General features: G+C 61.3%; 14 protein-coding genes. 6 read left to right on the top strand and 8 right to left on the bottom strand.

Annotation, left to right across the window (positions count from 1 at the left end; genetic code table 11):
* Positions 1 to 87 precede the first annotated feature (87 nt).
* Both cobF and ACW9JE_RS09310 read right to left on the bottom strand, forming a co-directional pair.
* A complete protein-coding gene (cobF, locus tag ACW9JE_RS09315) occupies positions 88 to 843 on the bottom strand; it encodes a precorrin-6A synthase (deacetylating) (protein WP_457432576.1) in 756 nt (251 codons plus the stop codon).
* Positions 843 to 1,415 carry a histidine phosphatase family protein gene (locus ACW9JE_RS09310; RefSeq protein ID WP_457432578.1) on the bottom strand — a complete coding sequence of 191 codons (573 nt, stop codon included), beginning with the start codon at positions 1,413 to 1,415 and terminating at the stop codon, positions 843 to 845. Before ACW9JE_RS09310 ends, cobF begins: the two co-directional genes overlap by 1 nt.
* Before the next feature lie 590 nt (positions 1,416 to 2,005).
* Here ACW9JE_RS09310 and ACW9JE_RS09305 point away from each other — a divergent pair.
* The 3 genes from ACW9JE_RS09305 to ACW9JE_RS09295 all read left to right on the top strand — a co-directional run bounded on the left by ACW9JE_RS09305 (position 2,006) and on the right by ACW9JE_RS09295 (position 5,149).
* Positions 2,006 to 3,022, top strand: a complete 1,017-nt coding sequence (locus ACW9JE_RS09305) for an arginine N-succinyltransferase (protein ID WP_457432575.1) — start codon at positions 2,006 to 2,008, stop codon at positions 3,020 to 3,022.
* 49 nt (positions 3,023 to 3,071) lie between these two features.
* A complete protein-coding gene (astA, locus tag ACW9JE_RS09300; protein WP_224535021.1) occupies positions 3,072 to 4,106 on the top strand; it encodes an arginine N-succinyltransferase in 1,035 nt (344 codons plus the stop codon).
* Between the two features lie 173 nt (positions 4,107 to 4,279).
* Positions 4,280 to 5,149: an isocitrate lyase/PEP mutase family protein gene (locus tag ACW9JE_RS09295; RefSeq protein ID WP_224535024.1), complete on the top strand. Its 870-nt coding sequence runs from the start codon at positions 4,280 to 4,282 to the stop codon at positions 5,147 to 5,149.
* A gap of 85 nt (positions 5,150 to 5,234) precedes the next feature.
* Here the strand turns inward: ACW9JE_RS09295 and ACW9JE_RS09290 are convergent, their stop codons facing one another.
* A complete protein-coding gene (locus tag ACW9JE_RS09290) occupies positions 5,235 to 5,537 on the bottom strand; it encodes a hypothetical protein (protein WP_457432574.1) in 303 nt (100 codons plus the stop codon).
* Positions 5,538 to 7,061: 1,524 nt separating this feature from the next.
* Here ACW9JE_RS09290 and ACW9JE_RS09285 point away from each other — a divergent pair.
* The 3 genes from ACW9JE_RS09285 (at position 7,062) to hglS (ending at position 10,984) form a co-directional block, all read left to right on the top strand.
* Positions 7,062 to 8,513, top strand: a complete 1,452-nt coding sequence (locus tag ACW9JE_RS09285) for a flavin-containing monooxygenase (RefSeq protein ID WP_457432573.1) — start codon at positions 7,062 to 7,064, stop codon at positions 8,511 to 8,513.
* A 22-nt stretch (positions 8,514 to 8,535) separates the two neighbouring features.
* The gene (locus tag ACW9JE_RS09280; protein ID WP_224535027.1) at positions 8,536 to 9,492 is read left to right on the top strand and encodes an alpha/beta fold hydrolase; all 957 of its coding nucleotides are present in this window, start codon (positions 8,536 to 8,538) and stop codon (positions 9,490 to 9,492) included.
* 112 nt (positions 9,493 to 9,604) lie between these two features.
* Entirely contained in the window at positions 9,605 to 10,984 is a 1,380-nt protein-coding gene (hglS, locus tag ACW9JE_RS09275) for a 2-oxoadipate dioxygenase/decarboxylase HglS (RefSeq protein ID WP_457432572.1), read from the top strand.
* A 170-nt stretch (positions 10,985 to 11,154) separates the two neighbouring features.
* Here hglS and ACW9JE_RS09270 read toward each other — a convergent pair whose 3' ends face one another.
* The 5 genes from ACW9JE_RS09270 to ACW9JE_RS09250 all read right to left on the bottom strand — a co-directional run bounded on the left by ACW9JE_RS09270 (position 11,155) and on the right by ACW9JE_RS09250 (position 16,758).
* On the bottom strand, positions 11,155 to 11,832 hold the full coding sequence (locus tag ACW9JE_RS09270; protein WP_457432571.1) for a type 1 glutamine amidotransferase domain-containing protein: 678 nt from the start codon (positions 11,830 to 11,832) through the stop codon (positions 11,155 to 11,157).
* A 736-nt stretch (positions 11,833 to 12,568) separates the two neighbouring features.
* Positions 12,569 to 12,739, bottom strand: coding sequence for a hypothetical protein (locus tag ACW9JE_RS09265; RefSeq protein ID WP_175380271.1), 171 nt, complete (start codon positions 12,737 to 12,739; stop codon positions 12,569 to 12,571).
* 10 nt (positions 12,740 to 12,749) lie between these two features.
* Entirely contained in the window at positions 12,750 to 12,992 is a 243-nt protein-coding gene (locus tag ACW9JE_RS09260) for a hypothetical protein (protein WP_224535035.1), read from the bottom strand.
* A gap of 231 nt (positions 12,993 to 13,223) precedes the next feature.
* Positions 13,224 to 14,297 (bottom strand): lipocalin-like domain-containing protein, encoded by a 1,074-nt coding sequence (locus ACW9JE_RS09255; RefSeq protein ID WP_457432570.1) that lies wholly within the window; start codon positions 14,295 to 14,297, stop codon positions 13,224 to 13,226.
* Entirely contained in the window at positions 14,287 to 16,758 is a 2,472-nt protein-coding gene (locus tag ACW9JE_RS09250) for an ABC transporter permease (protein WP_224535098.1), read from the bottom strand. Before ACW9JE_RS09250 ends, ACW9JE_RS09255 begins: the two co-directional genes overlap by 11 nt.

The raw sequence follows: 16,758 nt of genomic DNA, 5'->3' as shown, positions 1-16,758 counted from the left end.
AGTGTCGTACACAAAATGTGTGTTCGACGACGATCCAATGTGGGAGCGGGCTTGCTCGCGAAGGCGTCAGCAGAGACAACCAATGACTCAAGGCTTACGCAACAAATAGGTATCCATAATCCACCCATTCTCCACCCGCGCCGCCTTGCGCACCCGCTCGATCTCCTGCTCCACATCCCCCAGCCGGCCACTGATCAGAATCTCGTCCGGCGTGCCCAGGTAGGCGCCCCAGTAAATCTCCGTGTCCTTGTCCGCCACCTGCCGGTAGGAATCGTGCGCATCGAGCATCACCACCAGGCAATCGGCATCGCTCACCTGCCCCGCCGCCAATCTGCGACCGGTGGTGATTTCCACCGAACGGCCGATCTGGTTCAGCGGCACCTTGTGCTGCGCCGCCAGGGCCTGAACGCTGGTGATGCCGGGGATGACGTCGAACTCGAAGGCACAGGTGCCCGAGGCGAGAATCGCCTGCAGGATGCGAATGGTGCTGTCGTACAGCGCCGGGTCGCCCCACACCAGGAAACCACCGCACTGGCCGTCGGCCAATTGCTCGTTGATCAGCTTCTCGAAGGTGCGCTGCTTGGCCAGGTTCAGGTCATCGACGCTGGAGGTGTAGTCCACATCGCCGCGCTCGCGTTCCGGGCTCTGGGCTTCGACGAAGCGGTAGTCATGATCGGTGATGTAGCGCTCGCAGATCTCCCGGCGCAGGTCGATCAGCTTGTCCTTGCTTTCACCCTTGTCCATGAGGAAAAACACGTCCGCCTGATTCAGCGCCTTCACCGCCTGCATGGTGATGTAGTCGGGATTACCGGCGCCAATGCCGATGACCAGGATTTTTTTCATCAAAGGGTTCCTTCGGGCTCGGTGCCCGGCAAGCGCAGTCGCCAGCAGCCATTGAACTGCAGTTCGATGGCCGACAGCGGCTCCACATCAATCAGATTGAACGCCGAACTGTGCAGCACATGGGTCAGCGCGGCGCGGATGATAAACGGATGGGTGATGGCGACGACATGCCCGGGTGTCGATTCCAGGGTCGTCAGCCAGTCGGCGACTCGCTCGATGACCTGTGTCACCGACTCGCCGCCGTGTGGTGCGCTGTCCGGCGCAGCAAGCCAGCATTCAAGATTTTCCGGCTCGCTCTGCTGCAGGTCTTTGATGCTGACACCGCTCCAGCGCCCCAGATCGAAATCCCTGAGTGCCTCGACAATCTCCACCGTCTCACCGAACAGCTCGGCGGTCTGCCGGGCGCGCAGCTCCGGCGCACTCTTCAGCCTGGGAGAACCCTTGAACTGAGCACTGCGCGAACCCTTGGCCATTTGCCAATCCATCTCCACTGGCTCGTTTGTAGGAAATCTCGCCAATTTTTGTGCGACGGTTCGAGCGTGGCATATCAGAGTCAAACGGGTCGCCTGCACGAAAAATCTCTCTGTCGTGACTTCAAAAACAGCCTGGGGCCGCGTAATAGAGGGCAATTGTGCCGTAACGAAAGGATCTGGGGGCGTTTTGTTTCAGTTTGAGTCACGCACACCTTCAGGTAATTCTTCCCACAAGAAAGACTTTGTCCGACAGCCTTTCAGGCAGAGGCCTACAAGGTCAAACGACATCCCTGTAGCCGTTTGCCCCGAGAGCCCATACTGCATGTTCAGGCACCCGGAACCGCGCCAAAATTAACTAGACATGCAATAGCCGTAGACTAAATACTGGTTTCAAAGGATTACCGTTTTCTCATCCAGCAGGAGCCCGGATGCCCTCATTCAAAGACCCGATCTTCGATCCAGGTCTGGACATTGTTTTCTGGATATCTCCCCGTCCGAACATTGCCCGTCCGAACACAACGCCGAACGCGCCCCGATGCCCCGAGACTGCGCGTCGCTTGTGGCCATGAAACCGTAATCAATAAAAAAGAGCGGAGCCTGATAACGCGCCCGCCGTTTCAATGCGTGGAAACCGACAGTGATAGTCCGGTCCGGTGCCCGACACCGAGCCTTTGATAAGGAGTGCATCCATGCTGGTCTTGCGTCCAGTGCAATTAAGCGACCTGCCCCAGTTGCAGCGACTTGCCCGGGAAAGCCTGGTGGGCGTCACGTCCCTGCCGGACGATGGCGAACGCCTGCGGGACAAGATTCTCGATTCCTGTACCTCGTTCGAGCACGACGCGTTCAGCCCCGGTCCCGAGAGCTACTGCTTCGTACTGGAGGACCTGACGACCCGCTGTCTGGTGGGCTGCTCGGAAATTCTCGCCACCGCCGGTTTCACAGAACCGTTCTATAGCTTGCGCAACCGGCACTTCAACAGCGCCTCGCGAGAGCTGGACATTGAGCATGACGTGCCGGCGCTCTCGGTCTGTCAGGATCTCAGCGGCCACACCTTGCTACGCGGCTTCCACATCGATGCAGCACTTGAACGCTCGGCGTTCTCGGAACTGTTGTCGCGGGCGCGCTTGCTGTTCATCGCGGCTTATCCGCGGCGTTTTTCCGATGCGGTCATCACCGAAATCGTCGGCTACAGCACCGAGGACGGCCATTCGCCGTTCTGGGATGCGGTGGGCAAGCACTTTTACGATCTGTCCTACGTCGAGGCCGAGCGGCTGTGTGGCCTGGAAAGTCGGCGCTTCCTCGCCGAACTGATGCCGCAATACCCGATCTACGTGCCGATGCTGCCCCAGGCCGCGCAGGACTGCATCGGCCGCATCCATCCCGATGGCCAGGATGCCTTCGATATCCTCGAGCGCGAAGGATTCGAGACCAATAGCTACGTCGATCTGTTCGACGGTGGCCCGACTCTTTTTGCACGCACCCAGGGCATTCGCTCGATCGCCAACGGCCACACCACGGTGGCCCGGCCTGGCTCGGTGATCGACGCCCGCGGCCGCTATCTGGTGAGCAATGACTCGCTGGAGAACTATCGGGCCATCGTCGCCGATCTCGACCACGTTCCCGGGCAGCCGGTGACACTGGACGCCAGCATGTGCGCCGCGCTGAAAGTCAGCGAAGGCAGCCCGATCCGGCTGATCGCCCTGTGAGGCTCGATCGGCCCCGGCGCCCGAACCTGCGCGAAACAGGAGTTGCAGCATGATCGTCCGTCCCGTTGAGGTCACCGACCTGCCCGCCCTGCGTGCGCTGGTCCGGCAGGCGGGCCGTGGATTGAACAGCCTGCCGGCCAACGAAGAACGCCTGAACCACCGTCTGCGCTGGGCCAAACGGACGTTCGCCGAACAGGTTGAACGCGCCGATGCCGATTACCTGTTCGTGCTTGAGGACGACGATCAGCAGGTGATCGGCGTCAGTGCCATGACTGGGGCCATCGGCCTGCGTGAACCCTGGTACAACTACAGGGTCGGGATGACGGTCAGTTCGTCGGCGGATCTGGGGATCCAGCGGCAGATGCCGACGCTGTTTTTGAACAATGAGATGACTGGCCAATCGGAGCTCAGCTCGCTGTTTCTGCGCCCCGATCAACGTCTGGAAGGTCGCGGGCGGTTGCTGTCACTGGGGCGCCTGCTGTTTGTCGCCGAGTTCCCGCACCTGTTCGGCGACAAGCTCATCGCCGAACTGCGCGGCAGTGCCGACGAGCGCGGTTGCTCACCGTTCTGGGACAGCGTGGGCCGGCACTTTTTCAAGATGGATTTCAGTCATGCCGATCATATGTCGTGGCTGGGCAACAAGGCGTTCATCGCCGAACTGATGCCGCGCCAGCCGCTGTACACCTGCCTCCTCACCGAGCAGGCCCAGGCGGTGATCGGCAAGCCCCATGCGAACAGCGAACCGGCGCTGAAAATACTCTCCGCCGAGGGATTTGCCCACCAGGGTTATGTCGACATCTTCGATGCGGGACCTGTGATCGAGGCGCCGGTCTCGAACATTCGAACCGTGCGTGACAGCCAGTTGCTGGATCTGTCCCTCGGCACCCCGGACGATCAGGCGCCGATGTGGCTGATCCACAACCGGCGCCTGGAAAACTGCCGCATCACCATGGCCCCGGCGCGACGGACGGGGCATTGCCTGACCGTCGATCGGCTGACCGCCAAACGTCTGCAATTGCAACCCGGCGATTCAGTACGTTGCGTACTGCTGCACAACCGGCAGCGACAGGCGGTGGCGGCTTAATCCTTTCAGCCTGTGAGGGGCGATTCAGACGGCTTTCGCGGCCTGCGCCAGACAGAATGGCCGTATTCACCCTAAATTCGTCATCATTCGATACATCCACCCGTGATAGCCTTTAACACTTTCGGCGTTGACACTTTTGCTCAAGCCCTTCCATTTCCATTGGTGGAACTCATATGTCCAGGCTGTCTCATCAAGATTTGCGCCGCAATTTCCGTCAACTGTTCGCGTCCAACACCTGCTACCACACCGCATCGGTCTTCGATCCAATGTCGGCGCGCATCGCCGCCGACCTGGGGTTCGAGGTGGGCATCCTGGGTGGTTCGGTCGCGTCGTTGCAGGTCCTGGCCGCCCCTGACTTTGCCCTGATCACCCTCAGCGAATTCGCCGAACAGGCCACCCGCATCGGCCGCGTCGCCCAGCTGCCGGTGATTGCCGACGCCGACCACGGCTACGGCAACGCGCTCAATGTCATGCGCACCATCGTCGAACTCGAACGCGCCGGCATCGCCGCCCTGACCATCGAAGACACCCTGCTGCCGGCGCAATTCGGCCGTAAATCCACCGACCTGATCACCGTCGCGGAAGGCGTCGGCAAGATCCGCGCAGCCCTCGAAGCCCGCTGCGACTCGGAAATGGCGATCATCGCCCGTACCCACGCCGGGATCCTGCCGGTCCAGGAAATCATCAGCCGCACCAAGCAATACCAGGCCGCAGGCGCGGACGGCATCTGCATGGTCGGCATCAAGGATTTCGACCACCTGGAAAAAATCGCCGAGCACCTGACCGTACCACTGATGCTCGTGACCTACGGCAACCCGCTGCTGCGCGACGACAAACGCCTGGCCGAACTGGGCGTACGCGTGGTAATCGACGGCCACGGCGCCTACTTCGCCGCCATCAAGGCCACCTACGACAGCCTGCGCGAACAACGCCAGATCTTCACCCAGGCCTCTGACCTGAGCGCGACTGAACTGACGCATACCTATACTCAGCCGGAGGAGTACATCCGTTGGGCTGAGGAGTTCATGAGTGTGAAGGAGTAAAAAAATCGCAAGCTGCGACAACTCCTACAGGATCCACGCGATCCCTATGTAGGAGCTGCCGCAGGCTGCGATCTTTTGTTTTTTGCTAGACCGTAGTCTTGAACCCCTCCTCCCGCTGCAGCGCTCTCAACTGAATCACATCCAGCAATGCGCAGCCTTCACGCATGAGCAGATGCACCGCGCGGGTCACGCGTGTCAGATCGCAATCGGAAATATTTTTGAGATTGAGGCTGTGCAAGGTGTCAGCCAGATCGCGAACCACCGTGAAACGGTGCATGGCGCACGCCGCCATGTCACTGAGTTCCTTGTGGGTATTGATGAAGAGCACCGGATCGACGGCATCGTGGGTATCGATGGGCAGATAACGCGGCATAACCTGGTCGTGCATGGGTGTAGCTCCTGTAGTGAGAGCTACCACCGTTCGCGGCCAAACGAATGGTGGCAGCCGTACGCGGGTTGGCCGACCGGCACAGGACTCCGGCACACCCGAAGGTGTCCCACGCACAGCCGCCATGACACAACATGCAGACAAACCTGACTGAATGCTGGCAATGCGCTGAACGTTCCTGATACCGACCGGCCAAGGTCGATCGCGGAGTTTCCGCGAGCCCGAACTATAGGAGTCGATACCGAAACGCGGCAACAGGGTACGTTGTAGGAAAGCTCTTGAAAAGTTGTACGCCGTGCAGTGAGCGTCCTACATGGGGCGTAGGAACGGTGCCCAGAGGAGCGAGTACATGTCATTGATTTGTGGGAGCGAGCCTGCTCGCGATGGTGGTCAACGATGACGCGGGGTGTCTGAATGTCTGCGGTGCCTGGGCATCATCGCGAGCGGGCTCGCTCCCACAATGGGTCTGGGTACATTCGTAAGATCGGGTTGGCTGTAAGGCTGCCATCGCGGGCAAGCCCGCTCCCACAGGTTCTGCGGTGCACACAAAATCCGTGGCGACCCCGAACCACTGTAGGAGCGAGCCTGCTCGCGATGGTGGTTAACGATGACGTGGGCTATCTGAATGTCTGCGGTGCCTGGGCATTCATCGCGAGCAGGCTCGCTCCCACAGTTTTGGTCTGGGTACATTCGCGAAACAGGGTTGTCTGTGAGGCCGTATTCGCGAGCAAGCCCGCTCCCACAGTGGGTCGGTGTGCATCCGTGAGATCTGGTCGATTGTCAGGACGAATTCGCGGGCAAGCCTTGCTCCTACGGGGGCTGTGGTGGACGCAAAATCTGCGGGCGTCCCCGAACATCTGTAGGAGCTGTCGAGTGGAACGAGGCTGCGATCTTTCAAGATCAAAAGATCGCAGCCTTCGGCAGCTCCTACACGGGACCGTGCCAACAGACAGGTCGAGTGTCAGCTCGCCTAGGCTGCTTTTGCTTTTGCTTTTGCTTTTGATCCACCCGCCCCGTCGGCAGGCTGAGTGGAGGCGTTCATCCGGGGGTGAGGCGCGCAGCGCCGTGCGGCGAAGCCGCACACATCGGGAGGAGGTGCAGCGAAGCAAACCGGAGGCGATGCCCCCGGATGAATGCCGGAGCGAAGGGATCCCGAGCCTTGGCGAGGGACCGAACGTTGGGGCGAGACCTTTTGGTTACTTTTGGCTGGGCCGGCATTCCGGGCGTTTGCCAAAAGTGACCCGACCGTCAGGGCGGAACCGACAGCCGCCGCGCCCGCAGCAATGAATATGTACACAGCTCAAAAAGCTCGCGAGCAGGCTCGCTCCCACAATGTAAAACGAGTACATCCGCAAGATAAGTGTCGTCTGTGAGGCCGTCTTCGCGAGCAAGCCCGCTCCCACAGTGGGGCTCTGGGTACATCCGAAGATTCAGGTCGACTACCAGGCCGTCGCCGCGGGCAATAGCGCGGACTTTGGCTATACATGAAGGACAAGGGTCAAACCCGTTTCCCTCAGGACGTCCATGCAGACCTTCCAAGTGTTGATCATCGGCAGCGGTTTTGGCGGTCAGTGTGCCGCGGTGAATTTGCTCAAGGCCGGCATCACCGATTTTCGTATGCTCGAACGGCGGGATTTTTTTGGCGGGACCTGGTGCCAGAACACCTACCCGGGCGCGGCGGTGGATGTGCCGTCGCCACTCTATTCCCTGTCTTTTGCCCCCTACCGCTGGACGCAGATGTTCGCCGAACAGGCCGAACTGCATCTCTACACTCGCCATGTCGTCGAGCATTTCGGCCTGCGCGACCGGGTGCAACTTGAGGCCAACGTCGAGCGGGTGGAATGGGACGAATCCGCAAAAAAATGGACCGTACACACCGCCAAAGGCACCTTCCACGCACAGTTCCTGATCAACGCCACCGGGCCATTGAGCCAACCGGTGGTGCCGCACTTCCCCGGCCAGGAACGTTTCAAGGGCAAGACCTTTCACACCAACAACTGGGACCATTCCTACGACTACCGGCAAAAACGCGTCGCCATCGTCGGCAGCGGCGCCAGCGCGGCTCAGGTCATCCCGGCAATCGCCCCGGACGTCGAGCACCTGCACGTGTTCCAGCGCACACCGCATTGGGTGCTGCCCCGGGCGGATCGCACGTTCGGGCGTTTCCAGCGCTGGCTGCTGGGGTTCAAGCCGGCCTACAAACTGCTGCGCTGGATGATCTACTGGCAGTTCGAAACCCGGGTGATCGCCTTCAAATACTCCAAGCCGGCGGTGCGCATGGTCCAGCATCAGGCCCTGCGCTTCATCAAACGCCAGGTACCCGACGCCGAACTGCGGCGAAAACTGACGCCGGACTACACCATCGGCTGCAAGCGGGTGATTCTCTCCAGCACCCTGTATCCGGCGCTCGCCCGGCCCAACGTGACGCTGCACAGCCGCGAACAGGGCATCGCCGAGATCGACGAAACCGGCATCGTCATGCAGGACGGCCAGCACGTCGACCTGGACCTGATCGTCTGGTCCACCGGCTACGACGCCACCGACGGGGTGATTTCCTACCCGGTCACCGGCAGACACGGCACCCATTTGCGCAATGTCTGGGCCGAATACCCCCGGGCCTACCTCGGCACCGCCCTGCCCGACTTTCCCAACCTGTTCATCGTCACCGGCCCGAACACCGGGATCGGCCATACATCGGCGCTGTTCATCATCGAATCACAGATGAACTACATCCTCGACTGCATTCGCACGCTAAAAAATCGGGGTTTGCGCAGCATCGAAGTGCGCCCCGAGGCAGAACGTACCTACACTGAAATGATCCATAGAGAAATGGAACGCACGGTGTGGAAGTCCGGAGGCTGCCACAGTTGGTATCAAAGCAAGAGCGGTCATGTGGTGGCGATGTTCCCGGGGTTCAGTTTCAGCTTTCATCGATTGACCCGAGCCCTGAAACCGGCCGACCACATATTGTCCTGATCCGTCAGAAGGAAGACGACAGATGCTTTTACTGGTAGTCGCTATCGCGGTGTTTGCGGCCTGGTGCTGGCTGAGTTACCCGGCGGTCGGGTACTGGCTGTACAACTTGAGCGTGGCCGCCGAGGCCAGGCTGTACAAGTTGCACAAAATTGTCGTGCCCATCAACGAGATGACCGTCTCGACCTGGCAAGGCGGCCCCTATGAAGCATCCAGCAGTGTCTTGATGCTGCACGGCTTCAGTGGCGACAAGAACCTCTGGCTGCGTTTTGCCCGGTACTTCGTTGGCAACTACCGGGTGATCATTCCCGACATCGCCGGCCATGGCGAAACCGGCTTCAAGGCCGGTGGCGGTTATGACATCCCGTTGCAGGCCAAGCGCATGATTCAGTTGCTGGATGTGTGCGGGGTCGAGAAGGTCCACGTGATCGGCAACTCGATGGGCGGGTGGATCGCGGCCTGGATGGCGGCGCATTACCCGGAGCGAGTCGTTTCGGTTGCCCTGTTCGATCCGGCGGGTGTGACCTCGCCCGAGCCCAGCGATCTGGCGCGGCACCTGGCTAATGGTCACAACCCCTTCCTGATCGAGTCCCGGGAGGAATTCAAATACTTCTACGCCATGCTCATGGCCGATCCACCGTGGATGCCGCAGGTGGTGCTGGACGCCATTGCCCATCGTTTTCAACAGTCCCGTGATGAACTGGAGGAGATCTTCGACGACTTCCACGCCAGCCCGCCCATGGAGCCGGAACTGCCGGCCATCAGCGCACCGGCGTTGTTGTTGTGGGGACGCAAGGATCGCCTGCTCGACGTCAGCAGCGTGGCCGTCTGGAGCAAGGGCATCGTCGATTTGCGGGTGGAAATCTGGGAAGGCATCGGTCATATGCCGATGGTCGAAGCGCCGGCAGGTTCTGCTCGCCTTTATCGGGAGTTTTTGGCATCCCTGCGCTCGGAAAGCCCTCAGGATCAACGGCTGCATTGAGGATGCAGTCCTTGGCAGAATGAAGTTCGTCAGAAACTTCGTTTGTCGGCGGCGCTGAAGGCTGCGATCTTTTCTCCCATCCTTCACGTCACCCGCGCCAGGAACTCCGTTCATGACTCACCCGAACTTCGTCAGCCCCGACCTGATCCGTCAACGCTTCTCCAAAGCGATGTCCGACATGTACCGCGAAGAAGTGCCGCTGTACGGCGCGCTGATGGAGCTGGTGGAGAAGACCAACCGCCACGTGCTCGACAGCGATGCGCAGGTGGCGAACCAATTGAACAGCACCGGCGAGATCGAGCGCCTGGACATGGAGCGCCATGGCGCGATCCGGGTCGGCACTGCTGCGGAACTGGCCACCCTCGCCCGCCTTTTCGCGGTGATGGGCATGCAGCCGGTGGGTTATTACGACCTGACCCCGGCCGGGGTTCCGGTGCACTCCACCGCTTTTCGTGCCGTACATGAGGCGTCTCTGCAGGTCAGCCCGTTCCGCGTGTTCACCTCGCTGCTGCGTCTGGAACTGATCGAAGACCTTGAGCTGCGCTCTTTTGCCCAGTCGGTGCTGGACAAGCGTTCGATCTTCACCCCCACCGCGCTGACGCTCATAGAGCGCGCCGAACACCAAGGCGGCCTCACCGAAGAGGAAGCCCAGGAGTTCGTGAAACAGGCGCTGGAAACCTTCCGCTGGCATCACAGCGCCACCGTGACCGCCGAGCAGTATCAGAAGCTCAGCGCCCAGCATCGCCTGATCGCCGACGTGGTGGCGTTCAAGGGCCCGCACATCAATCACCTGACGCCGCGCACCCTGGACATCGACATCGTCCAGGCGCAAATGCCGGTGCATGGCATCACCCCGAAAGCCGTGATCGAAGGCCCGCCCCGTCGCCAGTGCCCGATCCTCCTGCGCCAGACCAGTTTCAAGGCCCTCGACGAGCCGGTGGCCTTTACCGATCAAGCCGGAAATCAGGGCAGCCACAGCGCCCGTTTCGGCGAAATCGAACAACGTGGCGCTGCCCTCACGCCCAAGGGGCGCGCTCTGTACGACCGCCTGCTCAATGCCGCCCGGGATGAACTGAAGGACTTCCCCAACGAAGCCAACGCCACGCGCTACAACGCGCTGATGACCCAGCACTTCAGTGAATTTCCCGACACCTACGACGGCATGCGCCAACAGGAACTGGCTTACTTCCGCTACTTCCTGACGGAAAAAGGCCTGGCGGCGGCCGAGCTGCAAACCTTGCCGCTGGAAGCGTTGGTCAGCGCCGGCTACCTGCGGGTTGAACCGCTGGTGTATGAGGATTTCCTGCCGGTGAGTGCCGCGGGGATTTTCCAGTCGAACCTGGGGGATGCCGCGCAGACCCACTATGGTGTGCATTCCAATCAGCAGGCGTTCGAAACGGCGCTGGGGCGGCAGACCATTGATGAGTTGGGGTTGTATGCCGAGACGCAGCGGCGTTCGATTGAGCAGTGTTTTGCGGCGTTGAGCCGATAAAAATAGTTACCTGTGGAGAGGGGATTATCTGTGGCGAGGGGGCTTGCCCCCGTTGGACTGCGCAGCAGTCCCATCTTTTGGGGCCGCTTCGCAGCCCAGCGGGGCGGTGCGACGTTTCGACAAGCCCCCTCGCCACAGTGTCCTCATCGCCTTTAATTGAGCGGCGGGCTCTATTTCAACTTGGCCAACAACGCCTCAGCCCCCGCCTTCGACGACGCCGGGTTCTGCCCGGTGATCAACAGCCCGTCGGTCAGCACATAGCTGGCCCAATCAGGGCCTTTGGAAAAGATCCCGCCCTTGGCCTTGAGTTCGTCCTCCACCAGAAACGGCACGACGTCGGTCAGTTGCACGGCGTCCTCTTCGCTGTTGGTGAACCCGGTGACTTTCTTGCCCTTGACCAGCGGCTGGCCGTCCTTGTCCTTGGCGTGGCGCAGCACTCCCGGCGCGTGGCACACGGTGGCGACCGGTTTACCGGCGTTGTAAAAGGATTCGATCAGGGCGATGGAGTGTTTGTCTTCAGCCAGATCCCACAGCGGGCCATGCCCTCCGGGATAGAAGACGGCATCGTAATCGCCGGCATTCACCGAGCTAAGCACCACGGTCGAGGCCAATGCCGCCTGGGCGGCGGAATCCTTGCGAAAGCGCCGGGTTTCCTCGGTTTGAAAGTCGGGCTCGTCGCTTTTCGGGTCCAGCGGCGGCTGGCCGCCCTTGGGCGAGGCCAAGGTCAGTTGCGCGCCGGCATCCTTGAAGGCGAAATACGGTGCTGCGAATTCTTCCAGCCAGAAGCCGGTTTTCTTGCCGGTGTTACCCAATTGATCGTGGGACGTTAAAACCATCAGGATTTTCATGTCGTCATCACTCCATCTCGGGGCTGCAGAAATGTGCAGGAAGCTGCGCGTTGAGCCTGGCATCTGACCGTTGCGCTGGACTGATCGTTCGGCCTGCCAGGCGATTGACTACGGTGCGCCTGATGCCGATTTTTGTCGCGGGGTTTCCGAGCCGCCGTTGAAAATCGTTCGCTTCGAGGGGCGGGTCAGGATGCCGGGATCGGCAACTTGTGACGCAGATGACGAGCCAAGATCAAAGCGCCAAAGATTGTAGGAAAATTCTCTTTTTACCTTGGGATCTTGGGAATATGCGCAATAAAAAAAGGGCGATCATTTTGATCACCCTTTTCGGTAGAAGTCGCTGGAAGTTCACAGAAAACTCCGCGGTGGTGTCCGCCCAGTGCAATGGCCTTGGCAATCCATGCACTGGTAAAGAGCCCTGACACTGGGCGAACGCGGCGCATTTTAATGGAACCTGGTACGGATGTCCGCGATTTATAAATGAAATTTGCAGATACACGCTTCAACAATTTCGGCGCCGAGAATTGAAGCTCACCAGTCAGTCCAAAGAAACGCTTATTCCTATACAGAAAGTTGTACAGGGATAACCGCCTGATCCTTAACTTCCGATCTTTCTACTGACCGTCAACTTGCCTGTATAGATCTGTTGTCCAACTTTCAGTTCGTTAAAACCCTGTTGAACGCTTTGTTGTCCGTAACGACGAACGGCACTGAAAACCGATTCGGTGCCGACCGCTTACCGGGACTGTTTCGCCGTTTCCTGCGCCGTGGACTCTCCGCTTGCCGTGCCTTTACCGCTGTCCTTGCGCCGGGCCGGGTCGGTGGGGCGCAACGCGTCGTTGTCGCGCTCGGTCTCGCCAGGTGGCCGTGGTTCGTCGGGATGCTGCTGGTCGGCTGTGGGCTTCATGGGGATGTCCTCAGGCGTCGGGATCGTCGACTTCCCGCGCCACGTTGATGGCTGGCGAGTCTTTGTGGGACTGCGCCGCTTTGGCATTAAGGTCCTGCCACTGCTCAAGGTCGATGGCGCCCTGCCCCAATAGATCGTCGGCCAGGCGCAGCAGTTCGATGTAATGGGCGTCGGGGGACTGTTGCCAAAACGCCTGGTCATCGAACACGCGCTGCCACATTTTGAGGTCGGGTGCTGTCAGGTCTTCACGCATGGCGGGCTCCGGTGCGGGGATTCCTTTGGTAGAGGGTCATGATGGCACCATAGTTCAACACAGATGCAGCTGATTCTTCGTCCCAAATACCTCGCCATTCGTCGACTAACCAAACCCTGTAGGAGCAAGCTTGCTCGCGAAGAACGCATGGGCACCGCGGGGTGTCAGGTTTCCCGCGTTATCGTTGGCCTCCATCGCGAGCATGCTCGCTCCTACAGTGACGGTGGTGATTCAATAGCCGGTCATTTCCAGGTAACCCTGCCCGCCGTGGCTGCCGCTCAGGCGTACGGGGCCTTCCCAGTAGGGGATGCGCAGATCCATCCAGGCGTTGGGGTTGAGGGCGTCGATGACGATGTCGAGGTGTTTGCCCGGAATCCGGATGGCCCAACGTACCGGCATCGAGCGGCCGGCGACGCGGGCGGTGTCCTGTGGGATGAGCTGGATGTCGGCACTGTGCAGCATCTGCGTCCCGCCCTGGGCGTCTATCCAGGTGCCGGTCAGGTAAGGCGCGCCGTCCTTGTGCCGCATGCGATAGAGCATCACCTGTTCCCCGCTGTCCAGATGCAGGGAAAACCAGTCCCAACCGGTCTGATTGGCGGTCAGCGGCTGGCTGCTCCATTCGCGATCAAGCCATGCAGGACCCTTGACCTGATGAACCTTGCCGTCGATCTCCAGGCTGCCGCTGGCCTGAAAAAACGGCTGGCTGTAGTAATAAGACGCCTGACCCTGCTCGGATTTCTGGCTGAAGCCCTGCTCCCCTTGCAGCACCAGTGGACGATCCGCCGTCAGCCGCAGTTGATAACCGAAATCCTTGTCCCGGGCGCTCAATTGCAGCTCCGCCAAAGGGTCGGCGTCGCTCGACTGACTGGCGAAGCGCCAATCGTCGATCCACGCATTGAACGGCGTCAGGCTCACCCCGGCCTGGCCCACGCCACCACGGGCATAACGTTCGGCGGCATGGTGGACCGTCGCCGAAGTCACCGCCGCGTGCCCGAGCCAAAGGGTCTGGTTCTCCCAGCCCGCCACCTCGGGCGTGGCTTTCAGGGCGCTGCGAAACAGCGTCCACTGCACGCCAAATTCGTTGCCCTGCTCGTCCTTGAGATTGGCGGTGACATACCACCATTCGATGCGAAAGCCGTCATGGGGGCCGTGATCCGCCGGGAAGCTGAACACTCGACCGGGCACCACGGGAGTGAATGCCGCCGCCTGATTGCCCAGCCCGGCGAAGCCTTTTTCCTCGGGCGCCGGTTGATCGCAGCCGCTGATCAACAAGGCCAGCAGCCACAGCGCGCACTTAATCCTCACGGGCAAACGTCCTCAACAGATCCGCCGGCTGCGTGCGATACAAGGCGTACAGCGGCCACGCCGAAGCCAGCAAGGTCGCCACCACCGCCAGCCCCATCAACTGCAGCAGTTGCAGCGGAAACAGCCGCAACGGCAGGCGCCAGCCGAAGGCCTGGACGTTGATCACCGCGTCCAGGCACCAGGCCAGAGCGATGCCCAATGGCAACGCCAGCACCAAGGTCAGCAGCGCCAGCAACCAGGTCTGGCCGAGGTTGAGCAGCATCAGTTGCCGGCGCGTCACCCCCAGCGCCCACAGCGGCGCCAGTTGCCCGAGACGACTCTGGCTTTGCGTCAGCAGGCTGATGAACAGCGCCACTCCGGCCACGCAGAGCGTCAGGCTGTTGAGGGCGGCGGTGGCGGCGAAGGTGCGCTCGAACACTTGGGTGGACCAACCCTTGAGCCGGGCCTGATCGACGATACGACTGTCTTCCAGGGCGAAACGCGCTTGCAACGTCGTGACAAAAGGCGCGATCAACGCCGGCTCGATGCGCAGATTGAAACGATTGGGCGCCAGCTGCGGCCAGCCGCGCAGCAAGTGCCTGACGTTGACCAGAATGTGACCCTTGGGATTGCCGTAATCGGCGTAGATCCCGACGATGCGCGGCGACCACGGGCCGTTGGGCGTGTCGATCGTCAGATGATCGCCCAGTTGCACTTTGAGGCGCCGGGCCAGTTGTTCGCTGAGCATCATCGCGTCGTCAGCGGCCAGGCGCTCCCATGCCGCGTCGCCCAAGGCTTCGAGCAGCGGCCAGTGCTGGCGATAGGTCGGGTGATCGATGACGCCGAAGATGTCCGTCGGCCAGCCCTGCACCTGGACCGCCACCTGCCAGTTGGGCAGCACCGCCGTGGGTTGCGGCTGCTGCTTTAGCCAGCTGTGCAGTTCCAGGGCCTGGGTCGGGTTTTGCGGGTTGAGGTAGAGCTCGGCGGTCAGCCGTTGTTCGAGCCAGTTGTTGAAGGTCTCGCGGAAACCGGCGGTCATGCTGCCGGCACCGATGTTCGCCGCCAGGGCCAGCAGCAGCGCCATCAGGGCCAGGCTCAGGGCCGGCAATTGTTGGCGGCAATCGGCGATGAACCACTGACCGAGCACCGAACGGCTGTGCCCCAACATGCCGTCGAGCACGGCATTGAGGACCACCGGCAACGCCAAAGCGGCGCCCAGCAACAGCGCGGCCATCAACACGAAACCGCTGGCCAGGCTGTCACCGCGCAACAACGCCAGCAACGCGATTGCCAGGGCCAGCGTCGCTACCCACGCCTGGCGCCGCAACCAGCGTGCGTGGGCCTGATGCCAGGCTTGCGGATCGGCCAATGCCAAAAGTGGCAAGCGCGCCGCCCGCCACAAACTGTTGGCCCCGGCGAGCAAGGCGCCGAGCAGCCCCAGGCCGACACCGCCGAGCCACCACAGTGGGCTCAGGGTCAACTGCCCCGCCACTTCGGCGCCGTACAGGCCACGCAGGCTGGCGGCGACATCCGGCAATAGCACGCTGGCCAGCAGGTAACCGCTGACCACCCCGGCCACGCCACCGATCAGCGCGAGCGCCGCCAGTTCCACCGCCAGACAGCCGATCAGCATTCGCGCACTGACTCCGCAGGCGCGCAGGGTCCGCAGCAGGCCGCGACGCTGTTCCAGTGCGAGGCCGATGGCAGCGTGGACGATGAACAGCCCGACCACGAACGACAAAAAACCCAGCGCATCGAGGTTCAGGTGGAAGCTTTCGGTCAGGCGCGCGAGATTGTTTTCTTCGCCACTGCTTTTGAATTGCAGCTGGCCTTTCAACGGGTCAGGCAATGGTGCGGTGAAATCCTTGGGCAGCAGCAGGCGCGAAAGCTGGTCCGGCAGTTCGAGGATCTGCTGGGCGAAGCCGATGTCCACCAGCAACAGCCCAGGGGCCATGTCCGTTTGCGCTTTCAAGGGGGGCAGCGCCTGGCCGTTCAGCGCCTGCGGGCGATCGCCTTCCTTCAGTCCCAGCGCCTGCAAGGTCTGCGGAGAAATCCAGGTGCTGCCCGGCGGGGTGAAGAACTCGACCACCTGATCGATGGCCATGCTCTGCCCGGCCACCACGCCGCCCGCCGGCAACGACACCGGCTCGATGCCCATCAGTTGCAGACGCTGATCCTCATGACCCTTGAGCGTCACCCGCCCCTGCAACACCGGCGACACCGGCCAACCGGCGCGGCGCAGGTCGATGAACCATTGCTGAGGAAAGGTCGCGCCGGCAAGAGCGCTGAGGCTGGCCTGGGGTTCGCCGCCGATCAACTGGCTGGCCCTGGCGTAGCTTTCGCGCGCCTGACTGTTGAGCGCCTGCACGCCGATCAGCAGGCTGGTGGCCAGCCACAATCCGGTGAGCACGCTGAAAAACTGCACCGGGTGCTGGCGCCAGTGGCTGAGCAGCGCTCGCAGGGTCTCGCGGAAGATGGGCAT

This window comes from Pseudomonas sp. SDO55104_S430 (assembly GCF_054070595.1).
The sequence above is the reverse complement of the archived record's forward strand: the minus strand, read 5'-3'. Positions and strand labels throughout refer to the sequence as shown.

Excerpts from the sequence above, each read along its gene's own strand:
- ACW9JE_RS09260 (WP_224535035.1), bottom strand. The coding sequence starts at position 12,992 with ATGCGTGAAGACCTGACAGCACCCGACCTCAAAATGTGGCAGCGCGTG.
- ACW9JE_RS09270 (WP_457432571.1), bottom strand. The coding sequence starts at position 11,832 with ATGAAAATCCTGATGGTTTTAACGTCCCACGATCAATTGGGTAACACC.
- ACW9JE_RS09285 (WP_457432573.1), top strand. The coding sequence starts at position 7,062 with ATGCAGACCTTCCAAGTGTTGATCATCGGCAGCGGTTTTGGCGGTCAG.
- hglS (WP_457432572.1), top strand. The coding sequence starts at position 9,605 with ATGACTCACCCGAACTTCGTCAGCCCCGACCTGATCCGTCAACGCTTC.
- astA (WP_224535021.1), top strand. The coding sequence starts at position 3,072 with ATGATCGTCCGTCCCGTTGAGGTCACCGACCTGCCCGCCCTGCGTGCG.
- ACW9JE_RS09265 (WP_175380271.1), bottom strand. The coding sequence starts at position 12,739 with ATGAAGCCCACAGCCGACCAGCAGCATCCCGACGAACCACGGCCACCT.
- ACW9JE_RS09250 (WP_224535098.1), bottom strand. The coding sequence starts at position 16,758 with ATGCCCATCTTCCGCGAGACCCTGCGAGCGCTGCTCAGCCACTGGCGC.
- ACW9JE_RS09305 (WP_457432575.1), top strand. The coding sequence starts at position 2,006 with ATGCTGGTCTTGCGTCCAGTGCAATTAAGCGACCTGCCCCAGTTGCAG.
- cobF (WP_457432576.1), bottom strand. The coding sequence starts at position 843 with ATGAAAAAAATCCTGGTCATCGGCATTGGCGCCGGTAATCCCGACTAC.
- ACW9JE_RS09290 (WP_457432574.1), bottom strand. The coding sequence starts at position 5,537 with ATGCACGACCAGGTTATGCCGCGTTATCTGCCCATCGATACCCACGAT.
- ACW9JE_RS09295 (WP_224535024.1), top strand. The coding sequence starts at position 4,280 with ATGTCCAGGCTGTCTCATCAAGATTTGCGCCGCAATTTCCGTCAACTG.
- ACW9JE_RS09280 (WP_224535027.1), top strand. The coding sequence starts at position 8,536 with ATGCTTTTACTGGTAGTCGCTATCGCGGTGTTTGCGGCCTGGTGCTGG.